Annotated in this window: 26 protein-coding genes and 1 tRNA gene; 14 read left to right on the top strand and 13 right to left on the bottom strand. The window is 72.1% G+C overall.

The window, feature by feature from the left end:
- Positions 1-71 precede the first annotated feature (71 nt).
- Together ACIO3O_RS31545 and ACIO3O_RS31540 are read left to right on the top strand one after the other, a co-directional pair.
- Positions 72-1,055, top strand: a complete 984-nt coding sequence (locus tag ACIO3O_RS31545) for an aldo/keto reductase (RefSeq protein WP_401751791.1) — start codon at positions 72-74, stop codon at positions 1,053-1,055.
- Between the two features lie 191 nt (positions 1,056-1,246).
- Positions 1,247-3,739: a helix-hairpin-helix domain-containing protein gene (locus ACIO3O_RS31540; protein WP_401751845.1), complete on the top strand. Its 2,493-nt coding sequence runs from the start codon at positions 1,247-1,249 to the stop codon at positions 3,737-3,739.
- A gap of 63 nt (positions 3,740-3,802) precedes the next feature.
- Here ACIO3O_RS31540 and ACIO3O_RS31535 read toward each other — a convergent pair whose 3' ends face one another.
- Positions 3,803-4,447, bottom strand: coding sequence for a hypothetical protein (locus ACIO3O_RS31535; protein ID WP_401751789.1), 645 nt, complete (start codon positions 4,445-4,447; stop codon positions 3,803-3,805).
- A gap of 47 nt (positions 4,448-4,494) precedes the next feature.
- Here ACIO3O_RS31535 and ACIO3O_RS31530 point away from each other — a divergent pair, with 47 nt between their 5' ends.
- The gene (locus tag ACIO3O_RS31530) at positions 4,495-4,683 is read left to right on the top strand and encodes a DUF5703 family protein (protein WP_114041729.1); all 189 of its coding nucleotides are present in this window, start codon (positions 4,495-4,497) and stop codon (positions 4,681-4,683) included.
- Positions 4,684-4,860: 177 nt separating this feature from the next.
- Here ACIO3O_RS31530 and ACIO3O_RS31525 read toward each other — a convergent pair whose 3' ends face one another.
- From ACIO3O_RS31525 to ACIO3O_RS31515, 3 genes are all read right to left on the bottom strand, one after another.
- Positions 4,861-5,625: a chaplin gene (locus ACIO3O_RS31525; RefSeq protein ID WP_401751787.1), complete on the bottom strand. Its 765-nt coding sequence runs from the start codon at positions 5,623-5,625 to the stop codon at positions 4,861-4,863.
- A 145-nt stretch (positions 5,626-5,770) separates the two neighbouring features.
- The gene (gene chpH, locus ACIO3O_RS31520; RefSeq protein WP_399438895.1) at positions 5,771-6,004 is read right to left on the bottom strand and encodes a chaplin ChpH; all 234 of its coding nucleotides are present in this window, start codon (positions 6,002-6,004) and stop codon (positions 5,771-5,773) included.
- Positions 6,005-6,194: 190 nt separating this feature from the next.
- On the bottom strand, positions 6,195-7,526 hold the full coding sequence (locus ACIO3O_RS31515) for a M20/M25/M40 family metallo-hydrolase (RefSeq protein ID WP_401751785.1): 1,332 nt from the start codon (positions 7,524-7,526) through the stop codon (positions 6,195-6,197).
- A gap of 206 nt (positions 7,527-7,732) precedes the next feature.
- On the opposite strand from ACIO3O_RS31515, the gene ACIO3O_RS31510 reads away from it, so the two are divergent.
- Both ACIO3O_RS31510 and ACIO3O_RS31505 read left to right on the top strand, forming a co-directional pair.
- Positions 7,733-7,820: transfer RNA gene (locus ACIO3O_RS31510), tRNA-Leu, on the top strand.
- Positions 7,821-7,953: 133 nt separating this feature from the next.
- Positions 7,954-8,304 carry a zinc ribbon domain-containing protein YjdM gene (locus ACIO3O_RS31505; RefSeq protein ID WP_401751783.1) on the top strand — a complete coding sequence of 117 codons (351 nt, stop codon included), beginning with the start codon at positions 7,954-7,956 and terminating at the stop codon, positions 8,302-8,304.
- A gap of 62 nt (positions 8,305-8,366) precedes the next feature.
- Here ACIO3O_RS31505 and ACIO3O_RS31500 read toward each other — a convergent pair whose 3' ends face one another.
- The 4 genes from ACIO3O_RS31500 to ACIO3O_RS31485 all read right to left on the bottom strand — a co-directional run bounded on the left by ACIO3O_RS31500 (position 8,367) and on the right by ACIO3O_RS31485 (position 12,497).
- On the bottom strand, positions 8,367-8,996 hold the full coding sequence (locus ACIO3O_RS31500; protein WP_401751781.1) for an MBL fold metallo-hydrolase: 630 nt from the start codon (positions 8,994-8,996) through the stop codon (positions 8,367-8,369).
- Entirely contained in the window at positions 8,996-10,081 is a 1,086-nt protein-coding gene (locus ACIO3O_RS31495; protein ID WP_401751779.1) for an S-(hydroxymethyl)mycothiol dehydrogenase, read from the bottom strand. Before ACIO3O_RS31495 ends, ACIO3O_RS31500 begins: the two co-directional genes overlap by 1 nt.
- Before the next feature lie 162 nt (positions 10,082-10,243).
- Complete coding sequence (locus ACIO3O_RS31490) at positions 10,244-11,719, bottom strand: amino acid permease (protein ID WP_401751777.1); 1,476 nt, start codon at positions 11,717-11,719, stop codon at positions 10,244-10,246.
- A complete protein-coding gene (locus tag ACIO3O_RS31485) occupies positions 11,712-12,497 on the bottom strand; it encodes a FadR/GntR family transcriptional regulator (RefSeq protein ID WP_401751775.1) in 786 nt (261 codons plus the stop codon). Before ACIO3O_RS31485 ends, ACIO3O_RS31490 begins: the two co-directional genes overlap by 8 nt.
- A 64-nt stretch (positions 12,498-12,561) precedes the next feature.
- Here ACIO3O_RS31485 and ACIO3O_RS31480 point away from each other — a divergent pair, with 64 nt between their 5' ends.
- Positions 12,562-13,065: a gluconokinase gene (locus ACIO3O_RS31480; RefSeq protein WP_401751774.1), complete on the top strand. Its 504-nt coding sequence runs from the start codon at positions 12,562-12,564 to the stop codon at positions 13,063-13,065.
- 59 nt (positions 13,066-13,124) lie between these two features.
- Here the strand turns inward: ACIO3O_RS31480 and ACIO3O_RS31475 are convergent, their stop codons facing one another.
- From ACIO3O_RS31475 to ACIO3O_RS31460, 4 genes are all read right to left on the bottom strand, one after another.
- On the bottom strand, positions 13,125-13,772 hold the full coding sequence (locus ACIO3O_RS31475) for a cytochrome b/b6 domain-containing protein (RefSeq protein ID WP_401751772.1): 648 nt from the start codon (positions 13,770-13,772) through the stop codon (positions 13,125-13,127).
- A complete protein-coding gene (locus ACIO3O_RS31470) occupies positions 13,714-14,379 on the bottom strand; it encodes a molybdopterin-dependent oxidoreductase (RefSeq protein WP_401751844.1) in 666 nt (221 codons plus the stop codon). Before ACIO3O_RS31470 ends, ACIO3O_RS31475 begins: the two co-directional genes overlap by 59 nt.
- 282 nt (positions 14,380-14,661) lie before the next feature.
- Complete coding sequence (locus tag ACIO3O_RS31465) at positions 14,662-16,242, bottom strand: APC family permease (protein WP_401751770.1); 1,581 nt, start codon at positions 16,240-16,242, stop codon at positions 14,662-14,664.
- Positions 16,243-16,387: 145 nt separating this feature from the next.
- Positions 16,388-17,332, bottom strand: a complete 945-nt coding sequence (locus ACIO3O_RS31460; RefSeq protein ID WP_401751768.1) for a hypothetical protein — start codon at positions 17,330-17,332, stop codon at positions 16,388-16,390.
- A gap of 188 nt (positions 17,333-17,520) precedes the next feature.
- Here ACIO3O_RS31460 and ACIO3O_RS31455 point away from each other — a divergent pair, with 188 nt between their 5' ends.
- A complete protein-coding gene (locus tag ACIO3O_RS31455) occupies positions 17,521-17,973 on the top strand; it encodes an ASCH domain-containing protein (RefSeq protein WP_401751766.1) in 453 nt (150 codons plus the stop codon).
- 448 nt (positions 17,974-18,421) lie between these two features.
- Here ACIO3O_RS31455 and ACIO3O_RS31450 read toward each other — a convergent pair whose 3' ends face one another.
- Entirely contained in the window at positions 18,422-20,104 is a 1,683-nt protein-coding gene (locus ACIO3O_RS31450; RefSeq protein ID WP_401751842.1) for an FAD-binding dehydrogenase, read from the bottom strand.
- A gap of 251 nt (positions 20,105-20,355) precedes the next feature.
- Here ACIO3O_RS31450 and ACIO3O_RS31445 point away from each other — a divergent pair, with 251 nt between their 5' ends.
- The 7 genes from ACIO3O_RS31445 to ACIO3O_RS31415 all read left to right on the top strand — a co-directional run bounded on the left by ACIO3O_RS31445 (position 20,356) and on the right by ACIO3O_RS31415 (position 25,481).
- Positions 20,356-21,270, top strand: coding sequence for a DMT family transporter (locus ACIO3O_RS31445; protein WP_401751764.1), 915 nt, complete (start codon positions 20,356-20,358; stop codon positions 21,268-21,270).
- 111 nt (positions 21,271-21,381) lie between these two features.
- Positions 21,382-22,041, top strand: a complete 660-nt coding sequence (locus ACIO3O_RS31440) for a TetR/AcrR family transcriptional regulator (RefSeq protein WP_401751762.1) — start codon at positions 21,382-21,384, stop codon at positions 22,039-22,041.
- Between the two features lie 29 nt (positions 22,042-22,070).
- The gene (locus ACIO3O_RS31435; protein ID WP_401751760.1) at positions 22,071-22,841 is read left to right on the top strand and encodes a glucose 1-dehydrogenase; all 771 of its coding nucleotides are present in this window, start codon (positions 22,071-22,073) and stop codon (positions 22,839-22,841) included.
- A gap of 27 nt (positions 22,842-22,868) precedes the next feature.
- Positions 22,869-23,396, top strand: coding sequence for an NUDIX hydrolase (locus ACIO3O_RS31430; protein WP_401751759.1), 528 nt, complete (start codon positions 22,869-22,871; stop codon positions 23,394-23,396).
- Positions 23,393-23,785, top strand: coding sequence for a YidH family protein (locus ACIO3O_RS31425; protein WP_401751757.1), 393 nt, complete (start codon positions 23,393-23,395; stop codon positions 23,783-23,785). Before ACIO3O_RS31430 ends, ACIO3O_RS31425 begins: the two co-directional genes overlap by 4 nt.
- On the top strand, positions 23,773-24,117 hold the full coding sequence (locus tag ACIO3O_RS31420; RefSeq protein WP_401751756.1) for a DUF202 domain-containing protein: 345 nt from the start codon (positions 23,773-23,775) through the stop codon (positions 24,115-24,117). The genes ACIO3O_RS31425 and ACIO3O_RS31420 overlap by 13 nt, the downstream gene beginning before the upstream one ends.
- Before the next feature lie 311 nt (positions 24,118-24,428).
- Positions 24,429-25,481: a phosphotransferase family protein gene (locus tag ACIO3O_RS31415; RefSeq protein WP_401751754.1), complete on the top strand. Its 1,053-nt coding sequence runs from the start codon at positions 24,429-24,431 to the stop codon at positions 25,479-25,481.
- Position 25,482: the final 1 nt, after the last annotated feature.

Genomic DNA, 25,482 nt, shown 5'->3' with positions numbered 1-25,482 from the left:
GGCGGCGCGTCAGCGGCGGGTTGTCCACAGGCCTCCTTCGAGCAGGCGTGTGGACCAGTAATCTCGCGGCCATGGAGCTGAGGCACCTGGGCCGTACGGGCCTGCGCGTATCGAGAATCGGGCTGGGCACCCTGACCTGGGGCCGGGACACCGACGAGCACGACGCCGCCGAACTGTTGAAGGCCTTCTGGGACGCGGGCGGCACGCTCGTCGACACCGCCGACGTGTACGGGGACGGCGACGCCGAGTACGTCATCGGGCAGCTCCTGGAGCGGCTGGTTCCGCGCCGGGACCTGGTCATCGCGACCAAGGCGGGCAGCGTGCCCGACCCGGACCGCCGCTTCGACTGCTCGCGCGGGCACCTGCTGGCCGCCCTGGACGCCTCGCTGGAGCGGTTGGGGACCGACTACGTGGACGTCTGGCAGGTCCACGCCTTCGACCCCGGCACCCCGCTCGACGAGACGCTCCAGGCCCTGGACCTGGCCGTCTCCAGCGGCCGCGCGCGCTATGCCGGGGTGTCCAACTTCTGTGGCTGGCAGCTGGCGAAGGCGGGCACCTGGCAGTTGGCGGCTCCGGGCGTACGGACCCGGCTGGCCAGTACGCAGATGGAGTACTCCCTGCTCCAGCGGGGCGTGGAGCGCGAGGTGCTGCCCGCCGCGATGGACCTGGGGATCGGGCTGCTGCCCTCGTCCCCGCTCGGCCGGGGCGTGCTGACGGCCAAGTACCGGCATGGGCTGCCACCGGACTCGCGGGGCGCCTCCGACCACCTGTCGCCGTTCGTCGCCCCGTATCTGGACGACGCGGCGGACCGGATCGTGGATGCCGTGTCCATCGCCGCCGACGGGCTGGCCACGACCCCGCTCCAGGTGGCGCTGGCCTGGGTCAGGGACCGGCCCGGGGTGGTCGCCCCGATCATCGGGCCGCGCAACGCGCAGCAGCTCGCGGCGGCATTGTCAGTGGAGGCGCTTAGTCTTCCTGACGAGATCTGCCGAGCGCTGGACGACGTGTCCGCGCCCGTGCACCGCTATCCCGATCAGGACTGGAGCACGCTGTGACCGCGCACCCCCGGGGGGAGACCCCCGTCCCCCCGGCCGACCCCGACACGCCCACCCCGGCGGCCGGGACACCGGACGACGACACAGCCACCTCTGGGGCCGGGAGCACGGCCACGACCGGGACCACCCCGGCCCAGGCGGACGAACGGGCCGGACAGGCCGACAAGCACGACACCGGGACGGTGGAGCACATGGACACGGCGGACGACCGACCCGGGACGCGGACGAATCCCGAGGCCGAGGCGGGCGACAGCGGCACCGACATCGGCAGCGGCAGCGGCACCGACATCGGCATCGGCGAGGTGAGCGCCGGGACCGAAGCCCCGGCGGACTCCCCCGCCGCCCCGGATGCCGAGGCGGCGGCCGACCCTGCGCCGGAGGCCGACGCCGTGCCTGCACCCGGTGCCGACGGCGAGGACGAGGGGCAGCCGGACGCCGAGGCGGAGGCGAACGCCGAGAGCGGGTCCGAAGACGCCGAGGACGAAGCGGGCACCGAGGACGACGGCCGCTCCGCCGCAGCGGACTCCTCTGCCGGTGACAGTGCCCCGGACGTCGCCCCCTCCGCCGAGGGCGATGCCGACGACACCGCGGGGACCGACGCTCCCGGTGCCGGGGAGCAGGCCCCCGCCGCGCCCCAGCTCTCCGAGGCCGAGGCCGAGTTGGCGGCGCAGCGGGAGTTCCGGGCGAAGATCGCGCAGCGCAAGGCGGAGAAGGCGGAGATCTCCGCCGGGGCCAAGCTCAGCGGCACGGCAGCCGACCTGATGGCCGCGGTGAAGGCCGTGGAGAGCGGGGCCAGGCCCGCCGCCGCCTTCGTACCGGAGCCCACGCCCGCGCCCGCACCGCCGCGTGCCGTTTCCGCGCCGGTCGCCGCCCCCTCCCCGGCCGCCCCCGCGATCGTGCCGTCGCAGGCTTCGACGATTCCCGTCGCGGCCGGGACGGTGGCGGACGTACGAGGGGTTCTGGCGGCCGGTGGCGCGCCCGAGGCGCTCGCGGACGAGGTCGCCCGGGTGCTCGGTGAGCAGGCCGCGCAGGTGCTGCGGGACGACCCCTGGCAGCTGCTCTCGGTGCCCGGCACGATGCCCGAGCAGGCCGACGGGTTCGCCCGGGCCCTGCTGGGCGCGGAGTGCGGGCCCGCCGACGGGCGCAGGGCAGCGGCCCTGGTGGGCTGGCTGCTGGAGCGGGCCGCGCTGAAGGGGCACACGGCCGTCACGACGGAGCAGGTGTGCAAGGCGCTGGCCGGGTTCTCGGTGCCGGACCCCGAGGAGGCCGTGGCGCACGCGCTCGCCGAGGGCGTCGCGCTGGCCCTCCAGGACGGGTCCGTGGAGGAGCCGGAGGCGGAGTACGACGAGGACTCCCCCGAACCGGAGGAAGAGGCAGAGGCGGAGGAGCCCACTCCGGTGCTGCTCGGTCTGGACCGGTACGCGATGGCCGAGGAGAGCCTCGCCGAGGGCCTGGCCCGGCTGGTGAACTCCCCCGTGGAGGACGCCGGGCAGTGGGAGCAGCTGCCGGGCTCCGCCGGTGACCTGGTGCGCGCGGTGGCCGGGCACGGCCTGGTCGCCCACACCGGCGGCGAGGCCTCCCGCGCCGAGCCCGCCGCCCTGCTGAGCGCCGCCCACCGTCTGGGCCTGCGCGCCTACGCCGCCACGCACAGCCGGGACGGCCGCGACCGGGTGGCCGCGGTGCTGCACGCCCGCGAGGACGCCGGGGACACCGCCACGGACACCGCCTGGGCGGTCACCCTGGCCGGGCTGCTGTCCGGCGCCGAGGGCCCCGGCCGGGACGCCGACGGGGCGCTGGACCTGGACCTGCTGGTCGTGTTCGACGCGCCCCAGCTCGACGTGGAGACCGGCGCGATGCTGGTCGAGGCGCTGCCCGACGGGGCGCGTCTGGTCCTCAGCGGCGACCCGGGCGTGCTGCCGTCGGCGGGTGCCGGTCAGGTCTTCGCGGACGTGCTGAGCGCCAGGGCCTGCCCGCAGGTCGCCTCGCGCACGCCCGACCCCGGTCCGATCGGCGAGCTGGTCTCGGGCATCGGCATCGGCGAGCTGAACCAGGTGGAGGCCCCCGGCAAGGAGGTCGTGATCGTGCCGGTGCGGGACGCGGGCGAGGCCGTGCACCGCACGGTGCAGCTGGTCGCGGACTCGGTGCCGCGCGCCTTCGGCATCGACGCCGGGCACACCCAGGTGATCACCCCGGGCCACGGCGGCTCGGCCGGCACCCGGGCACTGAACGCGGCACTCAAGCAGCGCCTCAACCCCGGTCCTGGGCGGTTCGGCGGCTTCGACGCGGGCGACCGGATCGCGTACGTCCCGGTCCCGGGCCGCACGGTGCCGGGCACGGTGCAGGGCGCGGACGCGGACGGGCTGCACCTGGACTGTGCCGGGGAGCCCGTGGTCGTACCGAAGGAGCGGGTGGAGGCGTCCGTACGGCACGCGTGGGCGCTGACGGCGCACCAGGCGGCCGGGATGCGCTGGCCGGCGGTGGTCGTGGTGCTGCCGGGCGACGCGGCGCAGGCGCTGACCAGGCCGTGGGTGTACACGGCGTTCGGGCGCGGTGAGCGGCACCTGTCGGTGGTGCACGGGGTGGACGCGGCGCTGCCGCGGGCCGTCGCCGAGGCAGTGCCGCAGCCGCGTACGACGCGCCTGGCGGAGCTGCTGCGCCCGGCGCCGGTCGAGGCGACGGCGTAACGCGGACGGACAGACGGCGAGGGGGGCGGACCACAACCGGTCCGCCCCCCTCGCCGTACCTGCTCAGACCTCTTCGAAGTCGTCCATCTCGTCGTCGTCGAAGACCGAGCTGACGTCGAAGCGGCACACGACGTCGCGCTGATCGGCGTGGTCGAAGGGGGCGTTCAGCCACTCCCCCGGTTCGGGCAGTTCCTCCACGGCGGCGACCCACAGCGTGGAGTCGCCCTCCTCCAGGCCGAACTCCTTGTGCCGGGAGGCGATTTCATCGGGTTCGTACTCGCCGAAGAGGACGCCGAGCGCGGCCTGCACGCTGCTGCCGACGACTCCGGCGGAGGCGGGCAGCCCGTTCGGTGCGACGTCCGGGTCGAGGTCGGCGAGGCGTTGGGCCTGGGCGAGCAGGCGCTGCGGCTGGGCCACGGAGTAGTCCCGGCGGATCAGCACGCTGAGCGCGTCGACCGGGCCCTTGTGGCTGGGCACGGCGTCCTCGGGGCTGGGGATCTCGAAGGGGGTGACCTCGTCGTAGCGCTCGTAGAGCAGCTCGTCGTAGTCCTCCGCGGCTGCGGCCAGTTCGTTGAAGGCGTCGTAGACGGCGGGGTCGTCGTCTCCGGAACGGCGCTCGACCGCCTCAAGGTGGCGGTCCAGCGCGGCTTTTACCGCCTCGGCGGCGGCGCGTACCTCGGCAGCGGTGGGCTGAGCGGCATCAGACATAGTGCAGACGCTATCCGTAGACGACCTCTGCCCGCACAATAGATGCGATGCCGGAATACGAATTTGTCGACGTGTACGTTCCGCGCGGGGTGTCCCGCAAGGAAGCGACCCGTCTGCTGACCGACCATGCCGAGTACGGACACTGGGAGCTGGACCGACTGAGCCTGCATCGCGACGGCAGTCGTCGGGTGCGGCTGCGCAGGAGGATCATCCGTCAACTGCGCGCCACGTGGTGAGCCCCGCCGCATAGGCGGGGCCGCCGCGTAGGCAGAACCGCCGTCTCGCGCGGGCACGGTGGGCCGGTTCGTGGTGGAGCGTGTCGCGCGTCGCTTCGGCGTGCACGCATCCGCCGACGGAACGGGTCCCCGGCCGCGCTGACCAGGTTCCCGTTCCGCCGTCGTACGGCCGCTGGGTTACGCCTGGGAGCGCGCCCTGCGGTAGAGCATCGTGCCCGCGAGGAGCAGGCCCGCACCCGCCGGGATCACCGTGCCGAGCGAACCGGAGGCACCAGTCTGCGCCAGGGTCTCGGTGGCCTTGGGCGCCGCGGCGTGCTGGATCTGCGGGGTGTTGGGGATCGCCCGGGTGGGCGGGGTGTGCGGCTGGCCCGGGGTGTGCGGCTGGCCGGGCGTGCCCGGCGTCTGCGGCTCCTCGGGGGTGGGAGGCACCACCGGGGGAACGGGCTTCTCCGGGGTGGGGGCGGACTCGTTGGCGCAGTCGTTGCCGAAGACCGGGTTCAGCAGCCCGATGACGCTGACTCCGTTGCCGCACGCGTTGACCGGGACGTCCACCGGCACCTTGATGTTGTTGCCGGAGCCGACACCCGGCGAGTCGTTCGTGTCGCCGTGGGCAGTCGCGCCGCCCCCGTTGTGCGTGTCCGTGTGCGTGTCGGGCTTGCCGGGACCGGGCAGGCCGGGCTTGCTCGGCGCGGCCGGACGGGACTCATTGGCGCAGGCGTTGCCGAGCGCGGGGTTGAGGACACCCACGACGCTGACGGTGTTGCCGCACGCGTTGACCGGGACGTGCACGGGAACCTGCACCGAGTTGCCGGACAGTACGCCCGGGGAGTTCGACGCGTTCCCTTCCGCACCCGAGTCGGCGTGCGCGGAACCGCCGCTCAGAGCGAGCACGCCACCGGCGGCCGCCATGGTGATCAGACCTCTTTTGGTGACCTGACGCATTGGATCGTTTCCTTGCCTCTGCCTACCGAAGAGCCCGCAGGCGTGATTGCCCGCGGGCCGAAAGCCCAAGCGGCCCCGGAGTGCATGGCGCGCACTCCGGGGCCGCCCGGGAAATTCAGACCCTCAGGGGGTCATGCACTCAACGTCAGGCGTTGGTGCAGGTGTTGCCGAAGGTGGGGTTCAGCAGACCGATCACGGAGACCGTGTTGCCGCAGGCGTTCACCGGCACGTGGATCGGGGCCTGAACGACGTTGCCCGAGAGGACACCGGGGGACTGCAGCGCAGCACCCTGGGCACCCGAGTCGGCGACAGCCATGCCCGCACCCGCGAGAACGAGGCCACCCGTAGCAGCCGCAGCAGCGACGACCTTCTTGATCATTGTTGTTCCTCCTAGTTGAAAGGTGCGATCCCAGCCGCGGACCGCACCACCTGTAACGAAGAGAAACCGGCGGGGCTACGACCCAAGGTGCCCATTCACTCTTTTCATTCAAGTAGCACGTGCGGGCGAATAGTTGGGCAATACGTTTCAGCAACTGCACCGGAGGGCAACTCCCGTTGCCCTCCACCCTTCAGCAGTTGTCGATGAACCGGTCCAGGACGCGTGCGCCGAACTTCAGGCCGTCGACCGGAACCCGCTCGTCGACGCCGTGGAACATGCCCGCGAAGTCGAGCTCCGGCGGCAGCTGGAGCGGCGCGAAGCCGAAGCAGCGGATGCCGAGGTCGTCGAAGTGCTTGGCGTCGGTGCCGCCGGAGAGCATGTACGGGATGGCGCGGGCGATCGGGTCCTCGGCGCGCAGGGCGACCTGCATCGCGTCCACGAGCTTGCCGTCGAAGTCCGTCTCCAGCGCCTTGTCGCGGTGCGAGCGCTCCTGGTCGATCTTGACGCGCGGGCCGAGGATGCGGGCGAGGTCGGCGTGGAACTCCTTCTCGTACCCCGGCAGGAAGCGGCCGTCGACGTGGGCGCTGGCCTGCCCGGGGATGACGTTCACCTTGTACCCGGCGTCGAGCATGGTGGGGGCGGCGGAGTTCCGGAGCGTGGCGCCGACCATCTTGGCGATGCCGCCGAGCTTGGCGAGGGTCTTGTCCATGTTCTCGGGGTCGAGCTCGGTGCCGAGCGCGTCCGAGAGCTCGTCCAGGAAGGACCGTACGGTCTTCGTCACCCTGACCGGCCACTCGTAGCGCCCGAGGCGGCCCACGGCCTCGCAGAGCTCGGTGATGGCGTTGTCCTTGTTGGTCATGGAGCCGTGGCCGGCGGTGCCGTCCACGGTGAGCCGCATCCAGTGCATGCCCTTCTGGGCGGTCTCCACGAGGTACAGGCGCAGGTTCTCGTTCACGGTGAAGGAGAAGCCGCCGACCTCGCCGATGGCCTCCGTGACGCCCTCGAAGAGGTCCGGGTGCTTGTCGACCAGGTGCCGGGCCCCGTACGTGCCGCCCGCCTCCTCGTCGGCGAGGAAGGCCAGCACGATGTCGCGCGGCGGCTTGCGGCCGCTGCGCAGGCGGTCGCGCACGACCGCGAGGGTCATCGCGTCCATGTCCTTCATGTCGACCGCGCCGCGCCCCCACACGCAGCCGTCGGCGATCTCGCCGGAGAACGGGTCGTGCGTCCAGTCCGCCGCGTTCGCCGGTACGACGTCGGTGTGGCCGTGGATGAGGAGCGCGGGCCGGGACGGGTCCTCCCCCTCGATGCGGGCGACGGTGGAGGCCCGCCCCTGGTGCGACTCGAAGATCTGCGGCTCCAGGCCCACATCGGCGAGCTTCTCGGCGACGTACTCGGCGGCCGCCCGCTCCCCCGGCCCGGAGTGGTCGCCGTAGTTGCTGGTGTCGATGCGGATGAGATCCCGGCAGAGGTCGACGACCTCGTCCTCGCCGGTCACCTTCCGGGTCGTGTTCGACTCGCTCACGCTGCTTCCTCCCACTGCGTTGCTGGTGGTCCCCCTCATCCTCCCGCCCCGGGCTCGCGCGCCCAAGGGGGGTCCTCTCCCGCAATGTGCCGTTCATGCAGGTGGGAGGGCATGGCAAGGGTGGTGATCGAGCACCCGAAACCCCTGGTATTGTTTTCCACGTCGGAACGGGACAGCGCAAAACAGCCCCGAACGACAGACACCTTGTCCGGGTGGCGGAATGGCAGACGCGCTAGCTTGAGGTGCTAGTGCCCTTTATCGGGCGTGGGGGTTCAAGTCCCCCCTCGGACACCAGCGAAGGACCCCGGTTGATCTGGGGTCTTTTTGCGTTGCCGTCGCACGTCACCGTCGCACGTCACCGTCGCACGTCACCGTCGCGCAGGAGGCGGGCGGGCCGGGTGCCGGGGCGGGCCACTATCCTGGGCGAATGACGGAAAACATCCCTCCTTGCCCCAAATGTTCCTGCGCGTACACCTACGAGATGGATGCCCTCGTGGTGTGCCCGGAGTGCGGGCACGAGTGGGTGCCGCAGGCGGTGGAGGCCGAGGCGGACGGCGAGCGGGTCGTGCGGGACGCCGTGGGGAACGTGCTGGCCGACGGGGACTCGGTGACCGTCGTGAAGGCGCTCAAGGTCAAGGGCAGCGCGTCCGGGATCAAGGCGGGCACCAAGGTGCGCGGGATCCGGCTGATCGAGCCGGTGGACGGGCACGACATCGACTGCAAGGTGGACGGCTTCGGGGCGCTGCGGCTGAAGTCGAGCCTGGTGAAGAAGGTCTGAGAGAGGTACGACGAAGGGGGCCGCCCACAGTGGGCGGCCCCCTTCGTCGTGCGTGCCCGGGGTCAGTGGCCGCGGGAGATCCAGTCGGCGAGGTGCGGGGCCTCCGCGCCGATGGTGGTGGGGTCGCCGTGGCCGGTGCGGACGGCGGTCTCCGCTGGGAGCGTCAGCAGGCGGTCGCGGATCGAGTCGATGATCGTCGGGAAGTGGGAGAAGGAGCGGCCGGTGGCTCCGGGGCCGCCCTGGAAGAGGGTGTCTCCCGTGAAGACCGTGGCCAGGGACGCGGAGTGGAGGCAGACCGCACCCGGGGCGTGGCCCGGGGTGTGCAGGACCGTGAGGGTCGTACCGGCGACGGAGATCTCCTGGCCGTCGGTGAGGGTGCCGTCCGGGGTGCGGTCGGGGTGGGTCTGCTTCCAGAGGGGGAGGTCGTCCTCGTGCAGGAGGATCGGCGCTCCGGTGGCCTCGGCGAGGGCCGGGGCGGCGTCGATGTGGTCGTTGTGGGCGTGGGTGCAGACGATCGCGCGCAGGGTGCGGCCGCCGAGGGCCGCGCGGATCGCGTCCGCGTCGTGGGCCGCGTCGATGACGATCGCCTCGGTGTCGTCGCCGACGATCCACACGTTGTTGTCGACGTCCCAGGTGCCGCCGTCCAGGGAGAACGTGCCCGAGGTGGTGAGGTGGTCGATGCGTACGGACATCAGAAGACCACCACCGAGCGCAGGACGTCGCCCTCGTGCATGCGCGCGAAGGCCTTCTCGACGTCGCCGAGTTCGATGGTCTCGGTGACGAACGCGGCCAGGTCGATGCGGCCCTGCTGGTGCAGGTCGATCAGCATCGGGAAGTCGCGGGAGGGCAGGCAGTCGCCGTACCAGGAGGACTTGAGCGCGCCGCCGCGGCCGAAGACGTCCAGGAGGGGCAGTTCGAGCTGCATGTCGGGGGTGGGGACGCCGACGAGGACGACGGTGCCGGCGAGGTCGCGGGCGTAGAAGGCCTGCTTGTACGTCTCCGGGCGGCCGACGGCCTCGATGACGACGTCGGCGCCGTTGCCGCCGGTGAGCTCGCGGACGGCCTCGACGGGGTCGGCGTTCTGGGAGTTGACCGTGTGGGTGGCGCCCATGGTCTTCGCGGTGGCGAGCTTCCGGTCGTCGATGTCCACGGCGATGATCTTCGCGGCTCCGGCGAGGCGGGCGCCGACGATCGCGGCGTCGCCCACTCCCCCGCAGCCGATGACGGCGACCGAATCGCCCCGGCCGACCTGGCCGGTGTTGATGGCGGCGCCGATGCCCGCCATGACGCCGCAGCCCAGCAGGCCCGCGACGGCCGGGGAGACCGACGGGTCGACCTTGGTGCACTGGCCGGCGGCGACGAGGGTCTTCTCGGCGAAGGCGCCGATGCCCAGGGCCGGGGAGAGCTCGGTGCCGTCGAGCAGGGTCATCTTCTGCTTCGCATTGTGGGTGGCGAAACAGTACTGGGGGCGGCCGCGCAGGCAGGCCCGACACTGGCCGCAGACCGCGCGCCAGTTGAGGATCACGAAGTCGCCGGGGGCGACGTCGGTGACGTCCGCGCCGACGGACTCGACGATGCCCGCCGCCTCGTGGCCGAGGAGGAAGGGGAAGTCGTCGTTGATGCCGCCCTGCTTGTAGTGGAGGTCCGTGTGGCAGACGCCACAGGCCTGGATCTTCACCACGGCCTCGCCCGGTCCGGGGTCCGGCACGACGATCGTCTCCACGCGGACCGGTTCGTTCTTGCCCGGGGCGATGACCCCGAGTACCTGCTGCGACATGCGGTGGGTTTCCTTCCGGTTCTCAGTGATCTTCCCGGTGATCCTCGCGTGAGGGCCGGGGGACGACGGACGCGGGTGCCGTGATCAAGGAACCCTTCGACCATACGCCCGTCGGCCGCCTCCCAGGAGGGAGACGGCCGACCGTGGTGCGGGGGGTGCGGATCAGGACTCCGCGGACTCCCGGGCCCGCTCCGCCGCGATCGCGGTGACCCGGCGGCGTACGACGAACCAGCCGCCGACCAGGGCCGCCGCGATGATCGGCAGGCAGTACACGGTCTTCCGGCCGTCCCCGCCGCCGTACCACATCAGGAACAGCACGCAGGCGAGGAAGACCAGGGTGACGATCTGGGTGTACGGCGCCCAGGGCAGCTTGTACGCGGGGCGCTCCAGGAGGCCCTCCTTGGAGCGGCGCCAGAACAGCAGCGAGCAGACCATGATCATCGCCCAGGTGCCGAGGATGCCGATCGAGGCGAAGTTCAGGACGATCTCGAAGGCGTTCTTGGGGACGAAGAAGTTCAGCGCGACGCCCATGACGCCGAAGCCCGCGGTGAGCAGGATGCCGCCGTAGGGGACCTGGCCCTTGTTCATCAGGCCGGTGAACTTCGGGGCGGAGCCGGCCAGGGACATCGAGCGCAGGATGCGGCCGGTGGAGTACAGGCCGGAGTTGAGGCTGGAGAGGGCGGCGGTGAGGACGACGAGGTTCATGATGCCCGCCGCGCCCGGGACGCCGATCTTGTCCATGACGGTGACGAACGGGCTCTGCTTGTCGCTGTAGGCCGTGTACGGCAGCAGCAGGGCGAGCAGGACGACCGAGCCGACGTAGAAGATGCCGACGCGCCACATGATCGAGTTGATCGCCTTGGGGAGCACCTTGTGCGGCTCCTCGGTCTCGCCCGCGGCGACGCCGCACAGCTCCACCGAGGCGTACGCGAAGACGACGCCCTGGATGACGATCAGCATGGGCAGGACGCCCATCGGGAAGATGCCGCCGCCGTCGGAGATCGTGGAGAAGCCCGGGGTGTGGCCGTCGACCGGGGTCTGGGTGACCAGCAGGTAGATGCCGATCAGCATGAAGATCACCAGGGCGGCGACCTTGATGATCGAGAACCAGAACTCCATCTCGCCGAAGTACTTCACCGAGATGAGGTTGGCGGTGAGGACGATCGACAGGGCGATCAGGGCGAGGATCCACTGCGGGATGTCGCTGAACATCGCCCAGAAGTGCGCGTAGGTCGCGGCGGCGGTGATGTCGGCGACGGCGGTGGTCGACCAGTTCAGGAAGTACATCCAGCCCGCCGTGTAGGCCCCCTTCTCGCCCATGAACTCACGGGCGTAGGAGACGAACGCGCCGGAGGAGGGGCGGTAGAGGACCAGTTCGCCGAGCGCGCGGACGACGAAGAACGCGAAGACGCCGCAGACGGCGTAGGCGATGGCCAGGGAGGGGCCCGCGCCCGCCATCCGGCCGCCGGCGCCCAGGAAGAGGCCGGTGCCGATGGCGCCGCCGATCGCGATCATGTTGATGTGGCGGGACTTGAGGTCCTTGCTGTAACCCTCGTCACCCGCGTCGACGTGCGGGGACGTCGAGGGAGGGGACGGCGGGGCGGTGTCGACTGCCGCAGTGCGGGTGCGGTCACTCATGTATCGCTTCGCCTTCGTGTGGGGTGTGTGCTGCGGTACCGGGCCGCACGATCGAATGCAGGGCGGTCTCGACGCGTTCGAGGTGGGCGGCCATGGCGTGCACGGCTGCCCCCTCGGACCCCTCGACGATCGCTTCGACCAGGGCCCGGTGCTCGGCTTCCGACTCGCGTCGTCGGTCCCCGAGTCGGTTCAGGAAGCTGGACTGCCGCGCCAGGGCGTCCCGTATCTCTTCGATGACCTTCTGGAAGACGGGATTGCCCGAGGCTCCGGCGACGGCGACGTGGAAGAGGGAGTCCAGTGCCACCCAGGCGGTGGGGTCGGCCTCGCGTTCCATGTTTTCGATCAGTGACAGCAGGTGATCGATGTCGTCGCGGGTGCGGCGCGAAGCAGCGTACCCCGCCGCGGGGATCTCCACGTGACGGCGGACTTCCAGCAGGTCACGGGCCGAGTACGGGCCGAAGACCGGGTTGGGGCGGGGGGAGAGCACGTACGTACCCTTGCCCGCGCGGGAGACCGTCAGGCCGAGGGCCTGAAGGGTGCGCAGGGCTTCGCGGACGACGGACCGGCTGACGTCGTGGCGTCGGCCGAGCTCCGCCTCGGTGGGGAGCTTGTCGCCCACGGCCAGTTCGCCGGATTCGATGGCGGCGCGCAGCTGTGCGAGGACGACGTCGGTGGCGCTGACGCGTCGGGGCACACGTCCGTCGAGCGGTTCGCCGCTGGGGGCGGTGCCGTTCGCGGAGGCGTCGCCGGGGGTTGTCCGGCTGTCTGACAAGACCATGCGGAGAATGCTCGGGCGTTGTTACTGGTGCGTCAAGAGTGAACAGAGAGGATCGGGCCCGCTGATGAATTTCTCACACGCGGTAATGGTTATGGGCGTTGCGGGTACAGGGAAGTCCACAATCGGGGCATTGCTGGCGGAAAGGATCGGCGTCGCGTACGCGGAGGGTGATGACTTCCACCCGGCGGCAAACGTCGCGAAGATGGCCGCCGGAGTACCCCTGGACGACGCGGACCGGTGGCCCTGGCTCGACCGGGTCGGCGGCTGGGCGCGGCAGCGGGGCGCGGCGGGCGGCGTGGTGAGCTGTTCGGCGCTGAAGCGGGTCTACCGGGACCGGCTGCGGGAGGCGGCGCCGGGGTCGGCGTTTGTCCACCTGGCGGGGTCGCGGGAGTTGATCGAGGCCCGGATGCGGCGGCGGAAGGGGCACTTCATGCCGGTGGCGCTGCTGGACTCGCAGTTCGGGGCGCTGGAGGGGCTGGGGGACGACGAGTTCGGGGTGACGGTGGGGGTGGAGGGGACGCCGGAGGAGATCGTGGAGCGGGTGGTGGGGGCGCTGCGGGGGTTGTAGTGCCCCGCAGCGCCTTCCTCGGCCCCGGGTCCTCGCGGGAGGTGCCGGGCCTGCTCCGGCTACGGCTCCCAGTGGGGGTGTTCGTCCTTGGCCCAGGCGCGGTCGACCTCGCCGGTGCGCATGCCGACGCGGGATTCGGGGTGGGTCAGGGCCATCCACAGGTGCCCGGCGATGACGACGCCCATGGCGAGGGCGAGCCAGTCGTGCACGAAGGTGGCCCCGGTGCGCCAGCTCAGCGGCGCCAGGTGCGTGAACCACATCAGCAGCCCGGTGCCCAGCATCACCAGGGCCGCCCCCGCGATCCATCCCGCGTACAGCTTCTGGCCCGCGTTGAACTTGCCCGCCGGGCGGTGGAAGCGGCGTTTGCGCACCGCCCGCACCCATTCCCTGTCGTACGGGGTGAAGCGGCCCAGCAGCGCGAGGTCGGCCCGGAAGGCGCGCGAGGCCAGGCCCAGGAGGTAGGGGGCGGGGAGCAGGACGCCGGTCCAGATGTGGACGGTGACCACCAGGTGGCGGCGGCCGACGAGTTCCGCGAGCGAGGGGACGTACAGACAGGCGGCGGTGGCCACGCACAGCAGGGTGAGGCTTGCGGTCGCCCGGTGGACGAGGCGTTCGGCGCGGGTGAAGCGCCGGACGCGGGAGGGGAGTTCAGACGGTCGGGGTGTCGGTGCGTCCGTTGGACCTGCCGACCCAGGCGTCGACGTCATAGCCCAGTTCCTCCCAGTAGCCGGGCAGCACCCGGTCGGTGACGTTGATGCCGGAGAGCCATTTCGCCGACTTGTAGAAGTACATGGGGGCGACGTAGAGGCGGACCGGGCCGCCATGGTTGTGCGGGACGTCCCTGTCCTGCATCTTCAGGGCGACCAGCACGTCGTCGCGGCGGGCCTGGTCCAGGGTGAGGCTCTCGCTGTACGTGCCGTCGAAGCACAGGAAGCGGATCGCCCGGCCGGTGGGCTTCACCCCGGCGAGGTCCAGGAGGTGGGAGAGGCGCACGCCCTCGAAGGGGGTGTCGGGGACGCGCCAGCCGGTGACGCACTGGACGTCGCGGACGACGCGGGTCTGCGGCAGGGCGCGCAGTTGGGCGAGCGTGTAACTGACGGGGCGCTCGACCAGGCCGCCGATGTCGAGGCGGTAGGTGGCGGGGGTCTTCTTCCGGACGGAGTCGGCGACCGAGTAGTAGCGGAAGCCGCTGCTGTTGGGGAAGAGGCCGGTGATGCCGGTGGGGTCCTTGCCCGCCGCCGCGCCCAGGAAGGAGTCGATGCCGTTCTGGACGTACGGGGCGGCCGCGACGCCGACGGCTCCGAGGCCGAGCATGCCGAGGACGAGGCGGCGGCCGACGGGGGCGCCGCGGGGCTGCTCGGGCGCGGGGGCCTGCTGGGGCTGGGGCTCGGGCTCGGGGGGTTGCCGGGGCTCGGGCCGGGGCAACGGCGCGGGCCCGTCCGGTGGTTGAGGGGTCACCCCTCGATTCGAGCACTCGCGGGTCCCGGGCGCAAAGGTCCGATCGCGGACGTCAGACTTTCGTCATCACTCGCGGGGACGGTGCCGGGGTGGAGGCGGGGCGCCGGGTGTGGGTCCGGTGCCCCGCCTCCGGCGGGCTCAGCGGCCCGTGGTCCCCGGCTCGGCGGCGGCGGCCTTGTCGAGCTGGAAGGCCTCGTTGCCCAGGCCGATGCGGGCGTGCACCTCGGGCTTCTTGGCCTTGAGGACCGCACCGTAGAGGAGTCCGCCGACGGCGGCGACGCCGATGATGGCGGGCAGGATCCAGGTCAGCGCTGAGCCGGACTCGGCGCCGACCAGGATGGCGAAGTCCTTGACGGTGTAGACCGCGATGCCGAGCAGGGCGATTCCGGCCAGGCCCGAGCAGAGCAGCCGCCACTTCTGCGCGCCGCCCGCCCCGCGTCGTACGAAGAAGGCGATCACGGCGAACGAGGCGACGGCCATCAGCAGGATGACGCCGAGGGCGCCCACGTTGCCCATCCAGGTGAACAGGTGGAGGACGGGGGTGGTGGGGTCGTCGATCGGCTTGTCGTCGGTGAGGGCGAAGGCCAGGACCACGATCAGGGAGATCGCCGACTGGAGGACGGAGCCGGTGGCGGGGGCGCCGCTGTTCTTGTTCGTACGGCCGAAGGCGGCCGGGAGGAGGCCCTCGCGGCCCATCGCGAAGGAGTAGCGGGCGACGACGTTGTGGAAGCTGAGCAGCGCGGCGAACATGCCGGTGACGAAGAGGATGTGCAGGACGTCGGTGAAAGTCGCGCCCAGGCGTTCCTGGACCAGGGTGAACAGCATGCCCGGGCCCTGGTCGGTGGCGAGCTTGGAGACCTTGTCGGGTCCGGCGGCGACGCTGACCGCCCAGGAGCTGAGGGCCAGGAAGATCGCCGAGTAGGCGACGCCGAGGAACATCACGCGGGAGACGATCACGTGCGGGCGCTGGGTCTCCTCGGCGTAGACCGGGGCCTGCTCGAAGCCGACGAACGCGGCGATGGAGAAGCAGAGCGCGGTGCCGAGCGCGACGCCGGGGCCGGTGAGCGTGCCGGGGTCGAAGGCGGCGAAGGAGAGGCCGGTGGCCTTGGCGGGCTCGGCGACGGCGGAGACGTCGAAGATGACGACGAGCAGGCACTCGATGAGCAGCAGGACGCCGAGGACCTTGGCGTTGAGGTCGATCTTCAGCCAGCCGAGGAAGCCGATGAGGACGACGCAGACCACGGCGAAGACCCACCAGGCGACCTTGAGGCCGAGGTAGGTGGCGAAGATGCCGGAGAGTTCGAAGCCGAGGATGCCGAAGATACCGACCTGCATCGCGCTGTACGCGACGAGGGCGACCAGGGAGGCTCCGGCGCCGGCGGTGGCGCCGAGGCCGCGGGCTATGTACGCGTAGAACGCGCCCGCGTTGTGGACGTGGCGGCTCATCTCGGCGTATCCGACGCTGAAGAGGAGGAGTACCGCGCCGAGGATCAGGAAGAGCAACGGCTGGCCGACCACGCCCATCACGCCGAAGATCGTGGGCATGACACCGGCGACGACCATCAGGGGCGCGCTGGCGGCGAGGACGGACAGCAGCAGGCCGAGGGTGCCGAGGCGGCCCGCGCGCAGGGCTCCCTCCTCGCCCTTGTAGGTGTTGATTCCGGCGTCGCCGCTGCCTGTGTCTCTGGTCGTGCGGGTGGGTGAACTGCCCGTGGCCATCGCGGGGTTGTCCCTTCGGGATAGGCGGAGTGGGAGGGGTGCGGTGGTGCGTGGCGGTGCTGGTAGTGCTTGGTGTGCTGGTAGTGCGTGGTGCTGCTGGTAATGCGTGGTGTTGCTGGTAGTGCTGGACTTGCGTCTGGGGGGGTCAGGCGTCTCCGAGTACGACGCCGCGTGCGGCGCGGAAGGCCTGGTGGGGGTCCCGGTCGGGGTACGACCAGGGGGCGGCCGTGCGGTGCGGGCCGATCCGGTGGAACAGGGCGGCGGCCTCGGCGTAGCGGCCCTCGCAGAACTTCGCATGGGCCAAGTAGTTGAGGTCGACGCGGGAGCGGGGGTGGTCCTCGCGCTCCCACTCCAGCCACCAGTCGAAGGCGGCCTTCATGGTCTGCCGGGCGCGGCGGCCCGCCCAGTGACCCGACAGCTCCGGCTCGGACGGCACCTGTCCGGCGACGGCGAGCGCACGGTACCGCTCGGCGTGCGCGACCACGGGCAGGACGGCCAACGGGGAGTCGGCGGGCGCCTGCTCTGCGGCCCAGGCGGCGAAGTCGTACACCTCGTGGAGGGGGTCCTGCCCTATGTCGGGGCGGCGCTCGGCGAGGCGGGCGATGATCAGGTGGTGGGCGTGGTGGTGCTCCGGGTGGCGCAGCCTGACCTGGTCGTAGAGCTGGGTGACCTCGTCCTCGGTACCGAGGTGGCGGGCCAGGAGGAGCAGCGCGAGCCAGGGCGTGGGGTCCTCGGGGACCAGCCCGGCGACCTTGCGGCAGGACTGCCGGGCACGGTCGGGGCACCCCTTGCCGAGGAGGGCGGCCTGTATCTCGGCGCAGGCCAACAGGGCTGCGGCGTCGGCGCTTTCGGGCTCGGCGAGGAGCCAGTCCTTGGCCCAGGCGAGGGTGCCCTTGGGAGCGGCGAGGACCAGGAGGCGGTGGCCGCGGCGGTCCCAGTCGTCGCCGGTACGGGTCAGGAGGGCGCGGACCTTGGTCCACCTGCCCTGGCCCAACTGTTCGCGCACTTCGACGAGTTCGACGTCGTCGAGGGCAGGGTCGGGCGGCTGTTCGCCGCGACGGCGGCGGAGAAGGGGCGGAGGAGGGGCCATCCGCGGGGTACCTCCACGACGCGCGACGAGCAGGCTTTTGATCACGCACAGCAAAGCGGTAGGGGTGGCTCCACGTCAAGCCGGATCATGTCGGCGCGGCGTCCAACTGACGGCGACGGTCGGGCGGTTGGGGTGGGTGGTGGTGACATCGGGCCAGGCAGGGGGCGCGTCGTGGCTAATCTGGGCATATGGACGACCACCAGAATTCCGCCGGAGCCGTCGAGGCCCGTGCCCCGCTCCCGCCGTACCTGCTGGCCTATCCGGGGCCGCTGCGGGACCAGTTGGTGGCGGCGGTGCTCGCCGGGCGGAAGGTGTCGACGACGGGCCTGCTGTGCGAGTACGAGGCGGAGGACGAGGAGCTGCCGCCGGTGGGCGAACGCTCGGCGCTGATCGACTCGGCGGGGCGGGAGGTGGCGGTCCTGGAGATCACGGAGGTACGGGTGCTGCGGCTGGGGGACGTGGACCTGCAACACGCGCTGGACGAGGGCGAGGGGTACGGGTCGGTGGCTGAGTGGCGGGCGGGGCACGAGGCGTTCTGGCACGGGGAGGAGATGCGGGAGGCCCTGGGGGACCCGGGGTTCGTCGTGGACGACGAGACGATGGTGGTGGCGGAGAGGTTCAGGGTGGTGGAGGTGCTGTAGGGGGTGGGGGCGACCGGGAGGTGCGGGGCCGGGGACGGCGGGGGCGTTGGGGCCAGGGGCCCCGGTGCAGAGGGCAGGGCCCTGAGTGCCGGGGTGCCGGGGTGCCGGGATGCTGAGGCCTGCGCGACCGGGGTGCCGGGGTCCGGGTGCTGGGGCACCGGGGCACTGGGGCCTGCGCGACCGAGGTGCCGGGGCCCCGATGCCGGGGCTCCGGTGCTGGAGCCCGGGTCCTGGGGCCTGCGCGGCTGGGGTCCGGCCTCCGGGGCCTGCGCGCTGGAGCCCGGGTCCGGGGCCCTGCACGACCGGGGTCCGGCCTCCGGGGCCTGTGCGCTGGAGCCCGGGTCCTGGGCCCTGCACGACCGGGGTCCGGCCTCCGGGGCCTGTGCGCTGGGCCCCGGGTGCTTGGGGCCGAGGTGCTGGGGTCCGCGGGGCCGGTCGCCCCCTCCGCCTAGGACACCTCGCGGGCCGCCGCGCGGCCTGCCGCCCGGCCGGAGAAGATGCAGCCGCCCAGGAACGTACCCTCCAGCGAGCGGTAGCCGTGGACGCCTCCGCCGCCGAAGCCCGCCGCCTCGCCCGCCGCGTAGACCCCGGGCAGCGGGGTGCCGTCCGGGGTGAGGACGCGCGAGGAGAGGTCGGTCTCCAGGCCGCCCAGTGACTTGCGGGTGAGGATGTGCAGCCGTACGGCGATCAGCGGCCCGGCCTTCGGGTCGAGGATGCGGTGCGGGGTGGCGGTGCGGATCAGCTTGTCGCCGAGGTACTTGCGGGCCCCGTGGATCGCTGTGACCTGGAGGTCCTTGGTGAAGGGGTTCGCCATCTCCCGGTCACGGGCGACGAGTTGGCGGCGCAGGTCCGCCTCGTCGATGAGGGGTTCCTTGGTGAGGGCGTTCATGCCCCGCACGAGGGAGGTCAGGTCCTTCTCGACGACGAAGTCCGCGCCGTGGTCCATGAAGGCCTTGACCGGGGCGGGCACGGCGGCCCTGGCCCGGTCGAAGACGCCGCGGACGGACTTCCCCGTGAGGTCGGGGTTCTGCTCGGAGCCCGAGAGCGCGAACTCCTTGCCGATGATCTGCTGGTCGAGTACGAACCACGTGTAGTCGAAGCCGGTCTTCATGATGTGGTCGAGAGTGCCGAGCGTGTCGAAGCCGGGGAAGAGGGGGACGGGCAGGCGCTTGCCCCGGGCGTCCAGCCACAGGGAGGACGGGCCCGGCAGGATGCGGATGCCGTGCTTGGCCCAGATGGGGTTCCAGTTCTGGATGCCCTCGGTGTAGTGCCACATGCGGTCGCGGTTGATGTGGCTGGCCCCGGCCGCCTCCGCGATGCCGAGCATCAGGCCGTCGACGTGCGCGGGGACACCGGAGAGCAGGTGCGCCGGCGGGGTGCCCAGGCGCTCGGGCCACTGGGCGCGGACCAGGTCGTGGTTGCCGCCGATGCCGCCGGAGGTGACGATCACCGCCTGGGCGCGGAGCGAGAAGTCGCCGGTGACCGTGCGGGAGCTGGCCGTGCCGCGTTCGACGGAGGAGGACTCAAGGATCTCGCCGGTGACCGTGTCGACCGCTCCCCCGGTACGGTCCAGGCCGATCACCCGGTGCCGGAAGCGGAAGGTCACCAGGCCCCGGGCGACACCCTCGCGGACCTTGCGCTCGAAGGGGGCGACGAGGCCGGGGCCGGTGCCCCAGGTGATGTGGAAGCGGGGTACGGAGTTGCCGTGGCCGTTCGCGTCGTAGCCGCCGCGCTCCGCCCAGCCGACGACCGGGAAGAAGCGGACGCCCTGCTGGTGCAGCCAGGAGCGCTTCTCCCCCGCCGCGAAGTCGACGTACGCCTCGGCCCACTTGCGCGGCCAGGCGTCTTCGTCGCGGTCGAACCCGGCGGTGCCCAGCCAGTCCTGGAGGGCGAGGTCGCGGCTGTCCTTGACGCGCATCCGGCGCTGTTCGGGCGAGTCGACGAGGAAGAGGCCGCCGAAGGACCAGTGCGCCTGGCCGCCGATCGACTGCTCGGGCTCCTGGTCGAGGAGGATCACCGTGCGGCCGGCGTCCACCAGCTCGGCGGTGGCGACGAGACCGGCGAGGCCCGCGCCGACGACGATGACGTCCGCGTCGTAGCCGGTGCGTCCCGCGTCGCCGGGGCGACTCATGTCGTTGGAGCGACTCGTGTCACCGGAGTGCTCCGTGACGTCCTGGCCGGTGGCGTCGTTCCCCTTGGCATCCATGGCCCGATCTTCGGTACGCGGGAGTAACTAGTCAACCGTTCGACCGGCTGCTTCCGGGGACCCCGCGGGGGTACCCGGATCGCAAGACGCCCTTCTCCGCCGCCGCAGCGATCACAGCCCCTGTGCCGCTATGGTCGGCCAAGTCCCCTGATTCCCCCCTCACTTGAGGTTTCACGGTGTCGCTGACCGTTCTTGTTCTGGCTTTGAGCGCCGCATGCTGCATCGGCTTCGGCTTTGTCCTCCAGCAGGATGCCGCCCGACAGGCGCCGCTCGGCGACTTCCTGTCGCTGCGACTGCTGCTCGACCTGGTGCGGGTGCCGCGCTGGCTGACCGGGATCGGCTGCATGGTCGCGGGCATGGTGCTGGGCGCACTGGCCCTGTCGTACGGCGAGGTGTCGGTGGTCGAACCGCTGCTGGCGACCAACCTCCTGTTCGCGATGGCACTCTCGCGGCGGCTCACCGGGCGCAGGCTCGGCCGCCGGGGCTGGGCCGGGCTGTGGCTGCTGGCGGGCGGGGTGGCCGCCTTCCTGGTGGCGGGACGGCCGCACGGCGGGCGGGCCGAGGTCGACCCGCTGCGGCACTGGCTGGTGGTCGGCGTCGTCGTGGGCCTCGCCCTGCTGCTGACGGCACACGCCAAGCGGTACCGGATGAGCTCGGGTCCCGCGCTCCTCGCGCTCGCGGCCGGGCTGCTGTACGGGTTGCAGGACGCCCTGACGCGCACCGTCGGGCAGAACGTCGACGCGGGCGGCCTGGACGCGCTCCTCGGGAGCTGGCAGGTGTACGGGGTGCTGGCGCTCGGCGTCGCCGGGCTCGTCCTGGTGCAGAGCGCGTTCGAGACGGGCACGCTGCGCAGTTCGCTGCCCGCGCTGACGGCGGCGCAGCCGCTCTCCGGGGTGGCGTGCGGGATCGGCTTCCTGGGCGACCAGCTCCGGACGACACCGGAGGCGCTGGCCGGGGAGGCGGCGGGGCTGGTGGCGATCGTGGCGGGCATCGTGCTGCTGAGCCGCCATCCGGCGATGCCGGGCGGAGTGGGCCGGACGGGAGAGGTGGCGGTGGCGCAGGTGGCGGACAAGGTGCTGGCCGGGCGCTGACCGGGCCGGGCCGTCGGCCCGCGTCCCCTCCCCCTCTCCTCTTAATGCCGGGCATTGGTCCATTCCTGCCCGGCATTGCCATTTAATAATGGCCAGTATTAGAGTGTTGGCATGGCAAGGACGTCAGGGCCCGAGACCCGGGAGAAGCTGATCCGCGCGGCCGAGGAGATCTTCGCCGCGCAAGGTGTCGACGGCGCTCAGCTGCGGGACGTGGTGAAGCGGGCCGGGCAGGCGAATCCGTCGGCCGTGCAGTACCACTTCGGCTCGCGCACCGGGCTCCTCGACGCCGTCATGGCGGGCCGCCAGGCGCGCACCGAGCTGGTGCTCGCCCCGCTGCTGGCCCAGGTGCCCGAAGCCGCTCCCGTACGAGACCTGCTGACCGCGCTCGTCGCGGCGGAGGCCTCCGAGCTGGCCGACGAGCGCGGGCTGCGCTGCCTGCGGATCTCGGCGCAGCTCAGCCACGAGAGCGGCGTCCGGTCCAGGACCCCGCACCCGACGCTGGCGGGCACCGCGTACTGGCGGCTGATCGAACGGGTCGAGGACGCACTCGTACGCGAGGGGCTGCCCGAGCCGCTGCGGCTGGAGCGCCTGGATCTGGCACTCACCCTGATCGGGGCCGCCCTCGCCGACCGGGCCCGCCAGCTGCTGGCCGGGGAAACGCCGCTGACCTCGGCGAACGTGTTCCTCGCCGACCTGGTGGAAACGACGTCGGCCCTGCTCGGGGCGCCCCACACCCACGTACCAGAACACTCGTGCACCACACACTCGTGAACCGCACACTCGTGAGAGAAGAACGCACCATGAGCAACAACGACCTCACCGGCAAGACCGTCATCATCACCGGCGGCGCCCGGGGTCTGGGCGCGGAGGCCGCCCGGCAGGCGGTCGCCGCGGGCGCGAACGTCGTGATCACCGACGTGCTCGACGAAGAGGGGCAGGCCACGGCGGCGGAGCTGGGCGAGCGGGCCCGGTTCCAGCACCACGACGTGACCTCGGAGGAGGACTGGGCGCGGGTCGCGGCGTACGCGGTGGCCGAGTTCGGCGGCATCGACGGCCTGGTGAACAACGCGGGCATATCCACCGGCCAGTTCCTCGCGGACGAGTCGGTCGAGCACTTCCGCAAGGTCCTGGACATCAACCTGACCGGCGTCTTCATCGGCATGAAGGCCGTCATCCCGGCGATGCGGGAGAACGGCGGCGGCTCGATCGTCAACATCTCCTCGGCGGCCGGTCTGATGGGCCTGGCGCTGACCGCCGGTTACGGCGCGTCGAAGTGGGGCGTGCGCGGTCTGACGAAGATCGGCGCCGTCGAGCTGGGCACCCAGAAGATCCGCGTGAACTCGGTGCACCCGGGCATGACGTACACCCCGATGACGGCGGCCGTCGGCATCCAGCAGGGCGACGGCAACTACCCGAACACGCCGATGGGCCGGGTCGGCGAGGCCGACGAGATCGCCGGTGCGGTCGTCTTCCTGCTGTCGGACTCGGCGTCGTACGTCACGGGAGCGGAGCTGGCGGTGGACGGCGGCTGGACCACCGGTCCGACGGTGAAGTACGTCATGGGTCAGTGATCAGCGGGTTGTTGTTGGATGGGGTGCATGAACCCCAGTGAAGAGATCTTGGACGTCGTCGACGAACACGACGACGTCGTCGGGCAGGCCCCGCGCGGTGAGGTGTACGCGCGGGGTCTTCGCCATCGCTGCACCTTCGTCCGGGTGCGGGACGCCGGGGGCCGGATCTTCGTGCACCGCAGGACGGCGACGAAGCTGGTCTACCCGTCGCTGTACGACATGTTCGTGGGTGGCGTGGTCGGCGCGGGCGAGTCCTACGACGCGGCGGCGCTGCGCGAGGCGCAGGAGGAGCTGGGGGTGTCCGGGCTGCCGCAGCCGGAGTTCCTGACGAAGTTCCTGTACGAGGGCGCGGACGGGCAGAGCTGGTGGAGCGCCGTGTACGAGGTGCGGTGCACGGTGCCGGTCGACCCGCAGGCGGAGGAGGTCGCCTGGCACGCCTTCCTGACGGACGAGGAGCTGGCGCGGCGGACCGGCGGGGGCGGGGACGGGGACGGGGACGGCTGGGAGTGGGTGCCGGACGGGCTGGCCGCGTACGAGCTGCTGGCACGCCGGTGAGCGGGCTGCGGGACGGGCTGCGGCTGTGGGTGGCGCCGCGGCGGGTGCAGGAGGAGGGCGAGACGCCGGACTACCGGTTCTCGCTGGCCAACGAGCGGACCTTCCTTGCCTGGGTGCGGACGGCTCTGGCGCTGGTGGGGGCCGGGTTCGCGGTGGACCAGTTCCTGCCGGAGCTGCGGTGGGGGGTACGGGTCGGGCTCGCCCTGGCGCTGCTGGGGGCGGGGGCGCTGTGTGCGCTGCGGGCGGTGAACCACTGGGTGCGGTGCGAGCGGGCGATGCGGCGGGGGGAGGACCTGCCGGTGACGCGGTTCCCGACGGTGCTGAGTCTGGTGGTGGGGGTGGTCGCGGTGGCGATGGTGGTGGTCGTGGTGTTCGGGTGGGCGGGGTGAGTGGGGCGGGTGGGCCCGCCGGGGAGTCGGCTCGGGATCCGGGGCTTCAGCCGGAGCGGACGCGGCTGGCGTGGCGGCGGACGACGCTGTCGGCGACGGTGGTGGCGGTGCTGGCGGGGAAACAGGCGGTGCATGACGGGGTGACGGGGGTGGGGGTGCTGGGGGCGGCGCTGAGTGCGTTGGTGTGGGTGGGGTTTCTGGTTGTGGCGCATGGGCGGATGCGGGAGTTGGGTGGGGTGGGGCGGCCGGGGGCGTTGGGGGTGGGGCGGGCGTGGGCTGTGGTGGGGTGTGGGGTCGCGCTGGCGGGGTTTGGGGTGGCGGTGGTGTGGTGAAGGGCCCTGGGGCCGGGCGGGCGGGGGGCTGGGCCGGGGCTGTCGGGGTGGGCCGGGGGCTCTTTGGACGTGCGTCCGGTACGGGGGCTGGGCCAGGGGGCGGCATCCGGGTGGGCCGGGAGCGGGAGGGGCCGCCCCCTTGCCCGCCCGTCCCGCCCCCGGGGGGCGGCCCCGCCGCCCAAGGCGGCTAGGGGGAAGGTGGGGAGGGGCGGCCCCGCCGCCCAAGGGGGCTGGGGGGCGGGGGCTAGACGGCATACCGACTGGTCGGCATCATGGGCGGAGTCGTTTGGCGCAAGCGTTGGAGGTACCCCATGAGCACCGTCCCCCCCGTCGGCCCCCCGGCCGGCTCCGCGCCCCCGGGCCTCGACCCGGAGCGGTTGCGTGCCTACCTGGACCGGGAGCGGCCGGGGCTGGTCGGTGGCCCGTTGACCGTGCGGCTGATCGAGGGCGGGCGGTCCAACCTGACGTACGACGTCACGGACGGACGCGCCCGGTGGGTCGTGCGCAGGCCGCCGCTCGGCCACGTACTGGCGACGGCGCACGACATGAAGCGCGAGTTCCGCGTGATCAGCGGCCTGCATCCGACGCGGGTGCCGGTGCCGACGCCGGTGCTGCTGTGCGAGGACGTGGAGGTGCTGGGGGCGCCGTTCTACGTGATGGAGTTCGTGGAGGGGAAGCCGTACCGGACCTCGCAGGAGCTGGCGCCCCTCGGGCCGGAGCGTACGCACGCTGCCGTGCTCGGGCTGGTGGACACCCTGGTGGAGCTGCACGCGGTGGACCCCGAGGCGGTCGGGCTCGGTGACTTCGGGCGGCCGGAGGGTTTCCTGGACCGTCAACTGCGGCGCTGGGGCAAGCAGTTGGACGCGTCCCGCAACCGTGACCTGCCCGGCATCGACGAGCTGCACGCCGCGCTCGGGCGCGCGCTGCCCGACTCCCCCGCGCCGACCGTCGTGCACGGCGACTACCGTCTCGACAACGTACTGATCGGCGGCGAGGGCGACGAGATCCGGGCGGTCCTCGACTGGGAGATGTCGACCCTGGGCGATCCGCTGACGGACCTCGGGCTGCTCGTGATGTACGGAACCGAGCTGGATCTGCCCGACTCCCCCATCACCACGACCGCTTCGGCGGCGGGCCACCCGACGGCGGACGAGATCGTCGCGCGGTACGCGGCCGCGTCCGGGCGGGACGTGTCGGCGGTGCACTGGTACACGGCGTTCGCCTGGTTCAAGCTCGCGGTCATCCTCGAAGGCATCCACTACCGCTACACGCTCGGGCAGACGGTCGGCGCCGGGTTCGACCGGATCGGCGAGCTCGTCCCGGTCTTCATCCAGCACGGTCTGACGACCCTTCAGAAGGGCTGAT

The sequence above is a fragment of the Streptomyces sp. NPDC087440 genome, from assembly GCF_044744005.1.
GTDB lineage: Bacteria > Actinomycetota > Actinomycetes > Streptomycetales > Streptomycetaceae > Streptomyces.
The sequence above is the reverse complement of the archived record's forward strand: the minus strand, read 5'-3'. Positions and strand labels throughout refer to the sequence as shown.

Coding starts and splice junctions, on each gene's coding strand:
- ACIO3O_RS31545 (WP_401751791.1), top strand. CDS start 72: ATGGAGCTGAGGCACCTGGGCCGTACGGGCCTGCGCGTATCGAGAATC.
- ACIO3O_RS31540 (WP_401751845.1), top strand. CDS start 1,247: ATGGACACGGCGGACGACCGACCCGGGACGCGGACGAATCCCGAGGCC.
- ACIO3O_RS31535 (WP_401751789.1), bottom strand. CDS start 4,447: ATGTCTGATGCCGCTCAGCCCACCGCTGCCGAGGTACGCGCCGCCGCC.
- ACIO3O_RS31530 (WP_114041729.1), top strand. CDS start 4,495: ATGCCGGAATACGAATTTGTCGACGTGTACGTTCCGCGCGGGGTGTCC.
- ACIO3O_RS31525 (WP_401751787.1), bottom strand. CDS start 5,625: ATGCGTCAGGTCACCAAAAGAGGTCTGATCACCATGGCGGCCGCCGGT.
- chpH (WP_399438895.1), bottom strand. CDS start 6,004: ATGATCAAGAAGGTCGTCGCTGCTGCGGCTGCTACGGGTGGCCTCGTT.
- ACIO3O_RS31505 (WP_401751783.1), top strand. CDS start 7,954: ATGACGGAAAACATCCCTCCTTGCCCCAAATGTTCCTGCGCGTACACC.
- ACIO3O_RS31500 (WP_401751781.1), bottom strand. CDS start 8,996: ATGTCCGTACGCATCGACCACCTCACCACCTCGGGCACGTTCTCCCTG.
- ACIO3O_RS31495 (WP_401751779.1), bottom strand. CDS start 10,081: ATGTCGCAGCAGGTACTCGGGGTCATCGCCCCGGGCAAGAACGAACCG.
- ACIO3O_RS31490 (WP_401751777.1), bottom strand. CDS start 11,719: ATGAGTGACCGCACCCGCACTGCGGCAGTCGACACCGCCCCGCCGTCC.
- ACIO3O_RS31485 (WP_401751775.1), bottom strand. CDS start 12,497: ATGGTCTTGTCAGACAGCCGGACAACCCCCGGCGACGCCTCCGCGAAC.
- ACIO3O_RS31480 (WP_401751774.1), top strand. CDS start 12,562: ATGAATTTCTCACACGCGGTAATGGTTATGGGCGTTGCGGGTACAGGG.
- ACIO3O_RS31475 (WP_401751772.1), bottom strand. CDS start 13,772: ATGACGTCGACGCCTGGGTCGGCAGGTCCAACGGACGCACCGACACCC.
- ACIO3O_RS31470 (WP_401751844.1), bottom strand. CDS start 14,379: ATGCTCGGCCTCGGAGCCGTCGGCGTCGCGGCCGCCCCGTACGTCCAG.
- ACIO3O_RS31465 (WP_401751770.1), bottom strand. CDS start 16,242: ATGGCCACGGGCAGTTCACCCACCCGCACGACCAGAGACACAGGCAGC.
- ACIO3O_RS31460 (WP_401751768.1), bottom strand. CDS start 17,332: ATGGCCCCTCCTCCGCCCCTTCTCCGCCGCCGTCGCGGCGAACAGCCG.
- ACIO3O_RS31455 (WP_401751766.1), top strand. CDS start 17,521: ATGGACGACCACCAGAATTCCGCCGGAGCCGTCGAGGCCCGTGCCCCG.
- ACIO3O_RS31450 (WP_401751842.1), bottom strand. CDS start 20,104: ATGAGTCGCCCCGGCGACGCGGGACGCACCGGCTACGACGCGGACGTC.
- ACIO3O_RS31440 (WP_401751762.1), top strand. CDS start 21,382: ATGGCAAGGACGTCAGGGCCCGAGACCCGGGAGAAGCTGATCCGCGCG.
- ACIO3O_RS31435 (WP_401751760.1), top strand. CDS start 22,071: ATGAGCAACAACGACCTCACCGGCAAGACCGTCATCATCACCGGCGGC.
- ACIO3O_RS31430 (WP_401751759.1), top strand. CDS start 22,869: ATGAACCCCAGTGAAGAGATCTTGGACGTCGTCGACGAACACGACGAC.
- ACIO3O_RS31415 (WP_401751754.1), top strand. CDS start 24,429: ATGAGCACCGTCCCCCCCGTCGGCCCCCCGGCCGGCTCCGCGCCCCCG.